Raw genomic sequence first — 13,230 nt, 5'->3', positions numbered from 1 at the left:
CGGTCTGTGCCGAAAGCAGAAGAGGAGGAGTCCCGTAATGAAAACACGAATGATGGTGGGTGCGGTGCTGTGGGGTCTTTTTTCAAATTGCAATGCGGCGATAGTCACGAATTGGTTTGACGATCCGGGATTCGAGTTGATTTCCGGTAATGAACCGAATGCCGGAACGGATCCCTGGTTCACCACCGGCGAAAATGCGGACGGCAGTTTTGTTTCCTCCACGGATGTCGCCCATTCCGGAGTTCAATCCGAAAAATTTGCATACTACTACGATGTCGGCGCCATTGTTCAAAATCTGGACGTGCAATGGGATTCCGCCAAAACCTATGAGTTTTCCATATGGATGTTGAGTTCGGATCCCGGAACCGGAGCAAACACCAACGCCTCGATCATCAATGTCGGACTCTATACAAGCACCAACGGCGGCACCTCCTATAACTATGCCTCAACCCTCTATTCCGCAGCGCAAAACAGTGCGGCGGATGTGTGGGAAAAGTTTGCCGCGGTGGTGGACGGGGCGTCGTTGTCCGGCCACGACGGAGAAGATATTCAAATCCGTTTCAACAAACCCACAGCGAATACGCTCTACCGGATGTATATCGACGATGTCGTTTTCGGTGAAAAAGAGCCTGACCCGCCGCCTCCCAATCAATTAGAAGATCCGGGGTTCGAAGGCATTGCCGGTAACGAGTCGAATGCCGGCACCTCGCCGTGGGGTACTGTCGGGGAAGGCCAGGACGGCAGTTTTGTGACCGGAACTGATCGCTTTAAGAGTGATTCGCAGTCCGCAAAATTCACATTCTATTTTGATGATGGATCGATTGTGCAAAACCTGACCAACCAGATTGATTCTACGATGGACTACACCGCCTCGGTCTGGATGCTGACGGATGAAGCAAGCACCGAAGCCAGTCACACCAACCCGCCCTCGTTGGCCATTGAGCTGTATGCGAGCTCCACCCTAGGATCGGGCTATGCCTATGCGGGAACCTTTACCTCCGGCAATCTGAACAGCAGCACCAACGTGTGGGAGCAGTTCAGCAGCATCGTGCCGGGCGGAACCCTGGCCGGTCGCGAAGGCGAATACATCCAGATCCGTTTTGAAAAGGAAAACGGCAACGCCAGCCACCGCATGTGGGTTGATGATGCTTATCTGGGTTCTGCCACTCACGCGCCGGCAACGTACTATCTCGACGCAGTGAGCGGCAGCGATTCCAATAATGGCCTGAGTACCGTGACGGCGTGGCAGTCCATGGAGCGGCTTGATGAGGAAACATTTGGAACAGGAGACCGTATTTTGTTCAAGCGCGGACAAACGTTCACGGGTGGCTTTGAACTGAAGGGAAGCGGTACGCCGGAAACGCCTTTGGTGATCGATGCCTACGGGCCCGGAAACAAGCCCTTGCTTTCAGGGGGCGTCAGCAACGAAGCGGTTATCTTTGCTGAAAACAGCCGTGGCTTTGAAATCCGCAACCTGAAGATCAGCAACAACTATCCGGGCGGCGTTTACAGCAACCGCTATGGTGTTATGCTCGATCCGCCGATCAATGCCGGCGACCTGGAGCACATCCAGTTTGTGAACATAGACTTTGTTGATATCCAGGGTGCGGGCGACTCCAACCCTGACAAGGATCATGAGAGTCGGGGCATTGTGGCCACTACGGATGCGACGGATAATGCCGATGTCTTGTCACGATGGAATGGATTCCTAATCGAGGATTGCCATTTTGAAAATATCGATGGGCGTGGCGCACAAGTCAGGGATAACTGTAATAACCTTTCGGATAAAGTGATTCGCGGTTGCGATTACTACCCGTCTGTCGGGGTGGTTTTCCAATACAACACCGGTAAGGATTGCTATCGGAACCTGTTTCAGATTAACGGCACTTCCAATGCCGTAATCCAGTTCAACACGCATGACGGAACGCAGGAGGGCAGTGCATTCTGGCCGTTTTCCTGCGAGGGCACACTGGTGCAGTTCAATATCTTTAAAAATATATTCAAGGCCGGTGCCGATGCCTCGGCTTGCCATTTCGATTTCAACTGCATCGACAGTCTGATGCAGTACAACGTGGGCATCAATGTGCAGGGCAGCCTGATCCAAGTGCTCAATAATTCCAACGGCACCAATTTCCAGATCAATGCCGTGGCACGTTATAATCTAGGAATCGACTGCGGTTGGCGAAACAACGACAATTCTGCGGGAATTATGATTACCGGCGATGCGACCGGCTCGAAAATTTATAACAACACCTTAATCACCACCGACCTGCATCCCGCGTACAAGGCAATCTCGTTTGCGAACTGGGGCGGGGCATGGCCGACCAATTCCCTGATCGCCAACAATCTGTTTTTCTCTGCAGGCAGTTCGTCGACCTATGCCAATGAATCCAAAATGGTCATTCGCGACAACCTCGTGACTCATAACCTCTATACCGGAACCGTTGCTGTGTGTTCCGCCGATGCCAGCCCGGTTTCCGGCAATCCGTTATTTGCAAACAGTGCCGGTAATAATGCGGCTGATTTCAAGGTGCTCTACGGTTCCGCCGCTATCGGGCAGGGGATGGTCATAGCAAATAATGGGGATCGCGATTATTTCAACAATGCGCTCGCCAACACCGCGCCGACCATCGGCTTCCACGAATACCAGACCGACAAAACCATCGATTCCGATTCCGACCTGATGCCCGACCTTTGGGAGTCCGGCTACGGGCTGGATCCCGGAGTCGACGATGCCGCCTTGGACGGCGACACGGATAATCGGAGCAACCTGGATGAATATGCAGCCAACACCGGTCCGGACGATGGGTTATCTTATTTTGTAGCGCAGGTTCTTGTTGCAACCAGCGAGCTGGATTGGGATGAGCGGCCGGATCGGCTCTACCATGTGTTCGAAGCCCTGGATCTCCAGGATGCCTGGAGCCTGGTGGAAAGCAATGCCACACCGCCCGTCGCTATCAGCGTGTCCGGTGCCAAGGGCTTTTGGAAAGTGGAGGTGGGAGTCGATGCGCTTTAGCAGATTGAAAGAAAAGAACCGGCAACCGTAAAGCCATTGTTGGTGGGGTGCCATCAGTCGATGAAATCAACAACGGAACTGTAAAATTTTCTATGAAAGAGCCGATGGCAGAGAAGCAAGGTGAGATGGGTTCCCGGAACGGGCCGAAAGAGGGCTTTTGATGGGGATGGTTTCTGTGTCGGCGATGATTTGATTGTTGTTTTTTAGCCCTGATGAGGGCGGCGGCGCACAGCGGGGCTGTGGGTAGCTGAGGCGAAGGCCTCGTGTTCTTTGACATCCGAGTTTTGATTGTTTATGCGGCTTGCCGAAGCAGCTCGACCCACATGTCGGGGTAGAGCCGTTTGCCTTTGAGGCAGGCGAGCGCGACGGGCGCATGCCCGCCGAGGCTGCCGTGCGGTCGCATGAAGTTGTAGTAGGTGACGAAGAGCGTGGTTAGTGCCGCGGCTCCATCGAACTCCTTGACCCCGGCCCGTGGTCGTGTGTGGTATTTGTAAGTGCGGTTGAGCCGTTCGATGAGTTGCTTGTAGACGCGGTAGGCTTCGCTTTCGGGATCGAGGTTCTTGAGTCCGATGACGGTGCGTTTGTTCAAGATCGCTTCTCCGCCTTCTTTGATGGCGGCGGTGTTGTAGGCGATGGTGGCGCTGTCGTAGGAGGGCAGGCCGTCGGTGACGAGTTCGAAGGCTTTTGCTCTGGGCGCGTCCGGCGGGCCGCACATGCTTTGGATCAGTCCGAGCGCAGGTTCGGCCCCTCGTGTTTCAGAGAGGTTGTAGCCGCAGATGGCGCGGCGCGTTTCGGTGATGACGAGCCAGGTGTAGCGGGTCTTTCCGCCGACCTTGATATAGGTTTCGTCCGCCGCGCAGGTTCCTTCGGGAACGGGGCTGTGTTCATCGGTGAAGTCGGCGAGCTGGCAGGCCGCGGCTTTGATATAGTTGATGACGGTTTGGTGTGAGATGCAGATGCCGAAGACGCGCTCGAGTGCCTGGGCGGTGAGCCGGGCACTGAGTCCGAGACTAATGGAGAAGGTGAGGCAGAGCCCGAGGGTATGCAGGCTGTGGTGGATGCGGTTGAGGTCGACCGGGGCGTCTTCGGGGCGCTTGAGCGGAAGCTTTTCCGACGCGAAGTGATGTTCCCTGAAGAGGTATCGCAGTTTGAACTGGCTGGTGCTTCCGGCCTTGCGCATGGCGCGCTCTTCGGGCGTGAGTTCGGCGAGGTTGCGCTCGTAGACAGGGCAATGGTCGTTCGGGCACTTGAAGGCGGTGCACAGGCCATCCTCTTTCCATTTGAAGAGAGCGTAGCCGCAGTGCGGACACCAGTAGCGCGCCTTGCTTTCGCGTCGGGGCTTGTCGGTTGGCGAGGTTCCTTTGCAGATTTTACATTTCACCTGCGACCCTAGTTTTCCGTTGTTGAGGTAGAGATATCGCACGGGGGCATGGCAGTGCTGGCAACGGCATTTCTCAGGCGGTGTTGGCGCTCCCTTTTTCCGTTTCACAATGGCGATTGTTTTTCCCGTTGCCCGGAGGTGATCGCCCCGTATTTCTTCCCAGTCCTTTTGTGGTTCGGGCGCTGGCCGGGGATCGCATAGCGGAGGGGTCGGATCGACCCGGAACTGCCGGTAGTGCGGAGGCCGCACCTCCTGTGGTTTGAGTTCGATGTCTTGCCTTGATCCGTTGAGTACTTCAAGCAGTACTGGCACCACCGAAGCCAGATCGTTGTACGTGAGCCTGCGGCATACCCAGCGAAGCAGTTTCCATAGATCATTTTTCATGGGGTCCTCCGATGCATTTTTTGCGTGTGGCAAAAGGGCTTTGGAACGACCCCATCTTACCCAATCAAAACTCGGAATAAAATGGGGGAGAAGATGCCGGATGCATCAACTCCCGTAAGAGAAGTAGTTTAGAGCAGAAAACGAACAGAAGATTTGACAGAAACTCAACAACCCTAAGGAGGCTGTGATGAAAAAGAAACTAATCGTTGGCCTGTCGATCGTTTTGGCAGGAGTCGTGATGAACAGTTGGTCGGACTTCGTGAATTCAGTGGGTTCATTGACTGATTCCAATAATTGGAGCAAAGGTGTTTTTGATAACACTGAAAACCCGGCGGCCGGAACCTCGACCGATGATGCAAGCGACTTTGTCGCCGGCAACCGCACCATGACGATGTCGTCCGATTTCGCTACGTTTGATCGGTTTTCAATGGGCACCGATGGCGGCACAGGAAGTCCCAACGTCACCGGCGGCGATCTTGCCTCTCTTTCGCGACCTAGAGATTCCTCTAGGTGACAGATCTGATTGGGTTGCGTTATCTTATTTGAGTAATTGCTGAAAAAAGTAACTGCGAGGTAGGTCTGGTTCGGTAGGTGCCGAGCTGATTTGAGTTTCCGCCGGGTGGCGGATCGTGAACTAGAAGCAAATAGGAGAAATGAGATGAGAAGAGGCATGATCGCATTGTTAATGGCCGTTTTTCTGGCCGGTGTCGGAACCGCTCAGGCGGCAATAACGACCAATCTGGTGCAGGATTTCAGCACGTTCGACCGAACGGAGCTTCTATGGAACAGCGGGGATCCCCAGAATGCCGATGAAATTCTCGAGGGATTGGGTGAAAATCGCTGGATGACTGCCTTAGAGGCTGCGGTTTACACCAACGTGTGGGGAAAGCTGCTTATTAAGAGTAGTCAAACGAAGAGCCGCGCGGCTCTCTACACCATTACGGCCGATCAGTTCAGTGGACCGAACCCCAATGCCCAGCTCGCATTCACCCTGCAGAACCTTGAAAATAACGGCACGTTAGAGGTTGCGATCTTCAGCATCCAGAATCCCGGCACAGCGGGTAATGCGGTCGAGTACGATACGCTCGGCGGTGCCAATTCCCCCTTTGTTACCGATGGAACCGGCGTGGGCCTTCAGGCTGTCGGTTCTGCTTCCGTGAGCATGTTGCTTAGTACCAACATAGGCGGACTGGCCAATAATGATCCCATCGAGGGCGGCTACACGATTCCGTTTGCATACAACGGCACCGACGATATCGTGCTTGGATTCAGTTCGATTGGATTCGGTACAGCCCATAAAATAGCGACCATCGATGACGTTGTGGTGACGACCGACGACAGCGTCTCGTTCCCCGCCACGGTGGCTCTGGATCCTGCGGATGAGCTGGCGATGCTTGTGGATGAGGCTTCCGGCGTGGTAACCGGCTCCGTGGCGGTTTCCTATATTGAAGGCAATCCTGCTGCCCATGTAGAGGTCACCTCGGTTTCCGTGGTGGATCAGTCTCCTGCAGGTGGATTTGCGAATGCAACATCACTTCCTCTCACCCTGACCAGTCCTGGACCGTACAGTGATTCAGTACTGGTTAAATTTGATAATGCAACACCGGGCCTCACGATTGGTCAAACGGCCACCGGCATGGTTGAAATCGTTTGGAACGAAGTCGGTTCGGCTTCCAGCACGACGTCCACGGTTCCGGTCAGTGCGGCGGTTAAGGCGGCCGCTGATGACATCATTGCGGCGTTCAACAGCACATTCACCACGGCCGATACGAAGTTCTTCGGCGTAGACGCTGTGATGTCCGGCGGCCAGGGGCTGAATGCAAATTATGGCTCCACCGATACATCCTATGGATCGATTTTCGGGGATGCTCCAACGGCTAAGAACGCAATGGGAGCAACAGTGAATAACCCGACCGTGGTCGTGTCGATCACCAACACCACGCCTGACACTACGGTTGTTTTTGATTCGCTTAATTTCGATGTCGGCCGTCGCTGGTCCAAGGCGCCCAACACCTTCACGGTCGGGATTGCCGGAGATATCGACAATAATGCGTCATTCGCCAGCCATACCGGGTTTACTGAGTTAACCGTAGCAAGCCCCTATTTGGATGATTATGATGATTTTGACATTGATCTGACCGGTTTGTCCGACCGCATCCTTACCTACGGGGAATCCGCTGAGTTCACCATCACCGTTTCTGATCCAATCGATGTTACGAATCCGGATTCAGTCCTCGCGCTGGATAATATCGCGCTGCTCGGAAGTGTCATCTCGGATACGCTGCTGGTCACCGATCCGGCCGACGAACTGGCACTCAATGTGAACGATCCGCTGGGCATGGTTATCGGCACCGTTGCGGTTTCTTATCTTGAAGCCAGTTCGCTGCCGACCAACGTAACCGTTACAGCGGTTTCGATTGTGAGTCAGTCCCATCCGGGTTCCTTTGCAAACGCAACAACGAACTTGCCGTTTACCTTGAGCGACCCTGCGGCCAGCGAAGATGTTCTGGTCGAATTCGACAACGCAACAGCCGCCCTGACCGCCGGACAGACCGCTACGGGTACCATGGAAATTATTTGGAACGAAGTCGGTTCGGCTTCCAGTAGTACTTCCACGGTTTCGGTCAGTGCGATGTACCTGGAAGTGAATCCGGGCAACACCATCGCGATCTTTGATCACCGCAGCGAAAATGCCAGTCCCAGACTGGGAGGACTCGTGGCCACGCTCTCCGGGTACCAGAGTATCAGCTCCGACCGCGGCTCCAACGACGGCACCTACGGGACGCTCGCCGGCGACGCGCGGACGGATAAAGGCTGCGTTCAGGGAGCGCTTAGCTATCCGGTCATCTCGATGGCAATCACCAACAACACGGGATACCCCTGCACCTTCGATTCGCTTCACTTCGATGCAGCGAGAGGTTGGGCCAAAGGGCCGAAAACGGTGACGGTGTCCATTTCCGGCGATGTGACGGCGAACGCTTCACTCTTTACAAACCCAACGGATCTTATTGAGACCGGTGGTCAGCTTGCGGACTATGATGACTTTGATGTCCCGCTGACCGGTCTGGCCGACCGCACGCTGGCGCACGGCGAAGTTGCGTTGATCGAGTTCACCTGGAGCAACGGCGATTTGTCCACCACCAACGCGATCAGTATTCTGGATAACATTGCATTGCTCGGATCCGGCGTGAACGGTGCTGTACTGACGAAGGTGCCCGGTGGCGAAGTCGTCTTCGGCGTCAGCGGCCTGAGTCTAGGCGCGAGTGAACTCATTGAAATGGGCTACACGGAAGGGGATGCCGCCACCAATGTGGTCATCACCGGTGTAACGGTGTCGGAAGAAACGCATGCCGGTGCATTCAGCTATTCCGGTTCATTCCCGACCTCACTGACTGCGCCCGATTCAACCAACGAAATCCTCACGGTTCTGTTCGATAACACCGTGGCCGATCTGGCTGCAGGCGAAACCGCTTCTGCAGTCATGGAAATCGCATGGAACGAACTCGGAGCGGGGGCGCGGACCTTTGAGCTCGCTGTGTCTGCCGCCCGCTCGGCCGATGTTCCGGCTAGCGGCGTGATTGCCCTGCTGGATACCGAGTTCCTGATGGCCGATGCCGCGGTGAACGGTGTGCTGGCCCGCATGGGCGGCTCGGGCTCTCTCCAGTATGCTGAAGACGGCTCCGATGATGGAACCTATGGTTCGCTCGCAGCACCTGCTGCACCGACCGGTACTTCACGCTGGAGAATCAGTGGCGAGAACAATGTGGCCACCCTGACAGTTACAAACGGCACGATGGGGGATGTTGAACTGTCGACCCTGAACTTTGATATCGGCCGCTGGTGGGACTCCAATTCGGAAGAATTCACACTGTCGGTTTCCGGCGATGTGACCGATGCCCCGGCACTGCTGGTGAGCGCTATCAATGACATGGGCTGGCCATCCCTCAACTTCCAGGATGTTGATGTAGACCTGACCGGACTCGCAGACCATACCCTGTCGGTCGGTGAATCACTCGTATTCACCTTTACCCTGACTCCTAAAGCGGGGGCCGAGTTCTACAACATCTGGCTCGATAACATCGCGTTGATGGGATCCTTCGACCTGTATGGTGGATGGGGAGCCAGCGAAGGTCTGACCCCAGGTGTGAATGACGGCTTGTATGACAATCCGGATGGAGACGGTAAGAACAACTTCATGGAATACGCTACCGGCGGTGATCCGATGGTAGCTGACGGTGCAGCTGCTGAGATGTGGCAGTCCGAAGAAAGCGGAACCAACTGGTTCTACTATGTCCATGCCGAACGTCAGGATGACGACAGCCTGACCTATGATGTGGGCGCAAGGGACAACCTTCTCTATGCGCCATCTTGGACTAACGCCAATCTGGAAATGGTCGGCGAAACCTCCGGACCCGGCGTCTGGAAGACCGTAACCAACCGCACGGACATGGGCACGGTCGAGTACATCCGCCTAAAGGTGGAACAAAACTAAAGCCTGCATAGCGGTAAAAATGAGTCACCTGCCTTGCGATCTTCTCTGCAAGGCAGGTGTTTTAGTAATAATCATGATGCGGACAATATTCTTAGCGGGTGTTTTGACCGCGGTTTCTTGCGAAGCCGCACAGACCGCATTCCAACCCTTCAATACACAGGGCGACAACCTGATCCATGTCACCACGGCGGACTTCGATGGAGTCGGTGCGAAGGACTTTGTGGTCGGTATGAGCATTGAAGGCAAGGTGATGGCGTTTCAGCGGACGGACCAGATTGTTGATCCGGCCTCCGCAACCAATCGGCTGTGGGAATACCAGACGCCTTGTTCGTTCAATATCATGATCGATGCGGGTGACGCCATCACGAACAGCCCCGGCGATGAAGTACTGGTTCCGGGAACGGATGGCCATTTACGGATTCTTTCCTCCTCGGGTTCGCTGCTCGCGGATTGGGCCGTCAGTGCGGGTGCGCTTTACTGCGTAGATGTCGGTGTTACCAGTAGCGGCGCAATCCGCATTGTGACCAGCGGGGTGGACGGACGGATCTATATTCTGGATGAAAATGGACTGGTCCTCTTAAATACGCGCCCGCAATCATGGGGCGTGGTCCGCCGCGTTGTGGCGGGCAATTACGATGGAGCGGGGGGCGACGAGGTTATTTCATTTTATGACAACAACGCGTTCTCCGGCGGAAATTATTTTGAAATCACTGACCTCGACACGCTTTCCCGGCCAGCCTACTGGGGTGCGACGGGACTGAACACCAACGATGTGCAGCAGACGCTGGGGTGGACCGATAAGCAATTGCCGCATGCCTACGATATGGATGGCGATGGCGATGATGAACTCGTTGGACACTGGGGGGTGCTTCATCCCGAAAACGGCGCGGGCAGTCAGTTGCTTTCCTCCATGCTCAGCTGGGGCGAGCGGTTGCGGTTTCGGGAGGAATACACGGATGTGTACGATGATACAGATACCGGCAAGTATCTGCTTCAGCAGGGCATACCCGGAAATTTCAGAAACTGGGCGGCTTATCCGGGGCCGGAGATGGTCACGATCTATGGCGATGATCTCTATCTGGTGGATTATGACACGGTAAATGAGACGGCCAATCAGCGTTTCCGGGTGAAGGACTATGGCTATGCCCACACGCTCTACCACTTTACCGACGGCGCCCGGTTGGAGAATCGCGATGGTGGGGTTGATAAGCTTGTGCTCGCGGGGCCGGCAAACGGGGATGACCATTTCTACGTGGTCGGCCTGAATGCCAACACCTGGAAAGCAGATGCCAAGACCATCGATGGAAACGGCGTATTGGGAGCGGTGCGGGATTCGCTCGATGATTTCGGTGCCGATATCGATAGCTTCTCCGGATCGGTTGCGGATGCCGGAGATCCAATTTGGTATATCGATTATTTCGCAGGCTATCTGGGAACTTGGGATAAAACCGATCTCGCGTTGGTCGCGGACCGCGCGGATGACGTTGTAACAGCGATCGATGAGTGGAACGACGAGCTGTTCGGAAGCGGCTATGAGCCGCAGCGTATTCATTTCGCCGCAAGTCTCAGTCCGGCGTCGAACGGCACCACGGTTGAGCCCGTCGCCACCAACGGTCTGGAAAATGTCGCGGCCGCTTTGGCTGAGCGCGGCGCACACTTTTGCCTGATTATCGGGAAGGGGGATAATCTCTATATCGATCCCGATCATCTGGCCGATATTTTCGAAGCCTCTATTATTGACGGCCATTGCTATATGATGGCGCGCACGAAGGAACTCTCCGAAGCGCACGATATCGATGCCTATAAACCGCATATGGACGCGGTGATTGCGCGGGCTTCCAGCTTGGGTGTCGCTCCGCCGAAAATCATGATCTGCACCAAGGGCGCCATCTTTTCGGTCATGACGCCGACGCAGGCCACGACCTATTTCCCGGCTTACAAAGACGTGTTTGTTCCGGGGGTTGAAAACTCGAACGTAAGCGATCTAGACTGGAGTTTCGCCGAACGGGCCGGACTTTGGCTCAACGGCGATGTGGAAAGCTGGGGGTGCAACTCGATTGGCGACAACCTGACGCCCAATCGCGTGGTGGAATTCGGAGGCATGCGGAACGGGCATGTGGTGCTGCGGCATCTGCTTTCCCAATATGCGCTAGGGGCGGACGTCTACCGAATCACTTCAATTCAGGGCAAAGAGAATCCGTTGTTCCTGCGCGATGGAACCGGCCCTGAATACAGCAGTGCGTTCCGGCAGGGAATCTTTAACTTCCTGAAGCTGGTTGAAGCGGGCATCTATCCCAATACCCCCGACCGCAATCAACTCAAGGGGGTCTCTCCCGTGGCGGCCGCGTTGTATCAGCCCAATTATACCCGGCTGCGGGAACTGACGTATAACCATAACTACAAGGATTACACGCCTCCGACCACGAACAACGTGATCAATAACCTGGCCTGTTGGTCTGCTTACACGGACGTGCCCGATACCGACTTGACCGCGATCATGTTGAACACAAAGCGCCGCTGGGACAACCTGCTGCCCACTTCGCCGAGCGGCTTCGTTCCGGCCATTCCCTATGCCGACCGCGCCGAGCTCGAATCGAATGTCTGGTGCAACCGCGCTTACCAGACCGATGGCGACAGCTGGAATGAGTTCGGTAATCTGGCGACCGCCCGCGATACCATCGCCGCCGAACTGGTTGCTCAACGAACCAATATGCCGTTTTACGTGGATGGCGAGTGTTTCTGGCAGGTAACCGAAAATAGGAACAATCCGGATACGCTGTTCGCGGTGGCCATGGATTCGAACCTGCTCTCGCCGACCGTCCGTGTGGTGGAGCTGAAGAAAGGCCGGGCCGATGGGGTGTGGGAGGTTTATGATCAACTGGGCTCCTCATCCGTTCCGCTCGGCACGCTATCCTCAGAAGCAGCCGATACGATAGATCTATCGATTCCGGCAGGCGCTGCCCGGTTCTTGGTGCTCAGGAAGCTGCAACCGATCACTTCCGCCGCCATGGGTATTGCGTGGGATGGAGAAACAACTCCGGCCTTGGCCATGAATGGTGTCGACGGAATCATTTCGCCCAGTGGTCAAGGCATTCGCGCGGCGGCAACATCGACCGATGGAACGTTTGGCGATGAATATGGCGGGGCAGCCATTTCCGTGAACGGCGCGTATGAGGTGCGCGGCGTGGAGCATAGTGCCGGAAAGAGCCGCATCAGCGTGTCCATCACCAACAAAACCGGAGCGGCCATTCAGCTCGAATCGCTCATGTTCGATTATTGCCGGTGGTACAACGACTCCCCAACCAACATTTCTGCCAGTTATCTTTCAGGCGATCTTGCCATTCCGGACGGCACGCTATTGGCATTCTTCACCAGTACCAATATTTTGGGCTGGGCATCCGACTACGACGACTTTGCGGTTTCGATGACCAACCTGGCCGACTTCAGCCTGGCGGATACAGAGCATGCCGTATTCCAATTGGAGGCCTCCGATGCTATTGGCCAGTACACAGGGGGCGGTATCGACAACGTGGCCATCGCGATATCCGGCCTCGCCAACTACGATGCATGGGCGGCGGCTTATGGTTTGTTCGGTTCCAATGCCTGGAACTATGCCGACCTGGAACCGGACGGTTTGGATAACTTTACGGAATACGCCTTGGGAGGCAACCCGACTAATACCGATGCCCATTCGGTCCTGCCGATATCCGGCATCAACGGGAACTGGCTGGAATATGTCTACCGCCGCCGCGGCGATTATCAGGCTCGCGAACTGAACTATACGGTTGAAGCCACCACCAACCTGGTTTCCCATGCTTGGAACACCAACGGTGTATTTGATGTTGGTTCTGGACCCATCGATGCCGAGATGAATTCCGTCACCAACCGAGTCTCCACCGATGAGTTTCCTGAACAGTTCATTCGGTTGCGCATGAGACAAAATCCATAAGGCGAGAA

General features: G+C 55.4%; 5 protein-coding genes. 4 read left to right on the top strand and 1 reads right to left on the bottom strand.

Annotated features, from left to right (window positions below; translation table 11 throughout):
• The first annotated feature begins 37 nt into the window (after positions 1-37).
• On the top strand, positions 38-3,016 hold the full coding sequence (locus SCARR_RS25375) for a hypothetical protein (RefSeq protein ID WP_136065110.1): 2,979 nt from the start codon (positions 38-40) through the stop codon (positions 3,014-3,016).
• A 292-nt stretch (positions 3,017-3,308) separates the two neighbouring features.
• Here the strand turns inward: SCARR_RS25375 and SCARR_RS25370 are convergent, their stop codons facing one another.
• Positions 3,309-4,781: a DDE-type integrase/transposase/recombinase gene (locus SCARR_RS25370; RefSeq protein WP_136065108.1), complete on the bottom strand. Its 1,473-nt coding sequence runs from the start codon at positions 4,779-4,781 to the stop codon at positions 3,309-3,311.
• Positions 4,782-4,968: 187 nt separating this feature from the next.
• On the opposite strand from SCARR_RS25370, the gene SCARR_RS25365 reads away from it, so the two are divergent.
• The 3 genes from SCARR_RS25365 (at position 4,969) to SCARR_RS25355 (ending at position 13,222) form a co-directional block, all read left to right on the top strand.
• Complete coding sequence (locus SCARR_RS25365; RefSeq protein WP_136065106.1) at positions 4,969-5,295, top strand: hypothetical protein; 327 nt, start codon at positions 4,969-4,971, stop codon at positions 5,293-5,295.
• Positions 5,296-5,451: 156 nt separating this feature from the next.
• On the top strand, positions 5,452-9,273 hold the full coding sequence (locus SCARR_RS25360; RefSeq protein ID WP_136065104.1) for a hypothetical protein: 3,822 nt from the start codon (positions 5,452-5,454) through the stop codon (positions 9,271-9,273).
• Between the two features lie 73 nt (positions 9,274-9,346).
• Positions 9,347-13,222, top strand: a complete 3,876-nt coding sequence (locus tag SCARR_RS25355; RefSeq protein ID WP_136065102.1) for a hypothetical protein — start codon at positions 9,347-9,349, stop codon at positions 13,220-13,222.
• Positions 13,223-13,230: the final 8 nt, after the last annotated feature.

Origin of the sequence: Pontiella sulfatireligans (assembly GCF_900890705.1) — a bacterium.
Classification (GTDB): Bacteria; Verrucomicrobiota; Kiritimatiellia; order Kiritimatiellales; family Pontiellaceae; genus Pontiella; species Pontiella sulfatireligans.
Note: the sequence above shows the minus strand (reverse complement) of the source record. Positions and strands in the feature narration are given on the sequence as shown.

Bases quoted from the DNA above. Each gene is read 5' to 3' on its own strand.
- SCARR_RS25375 (WP_136065110.1), top strand. From the start codon at position 38: ATGAAAACACGAATGATGGTGGGTGCGGTGCTGTGGGGTCTTTTTTCA.
- SCARR_RS25370 (WP_136065108.1), bottom strand. From the start codon at position 4,781: ATGAAAAATGATCTATGGAAACTGCTTCGCTGGGTATGCCGCAGGCTC.
- SCARR_RS25365 (WP_136065106.1), top strand. From the start codon at position 4,969: ATGAAAAAGAAACTAATCGTTGGCCTGTCGATCGTTTTGGCAGGAGTC.
- SCARR_RS25360 (WP_136065104.1), top strand. From the start codon at position 5,452: ATGATCGCATTGTTAATGGCCGTTTTTCTGGCCGGTGTCGGAACCGCT.
- SCARR_RS25355 (WP_136065102.1), top strand. From the start codon at position 9,347: ATGATGCGGACAATATTCTTAGCGGGTGTTTTGACCGCGGTTTCTTGC.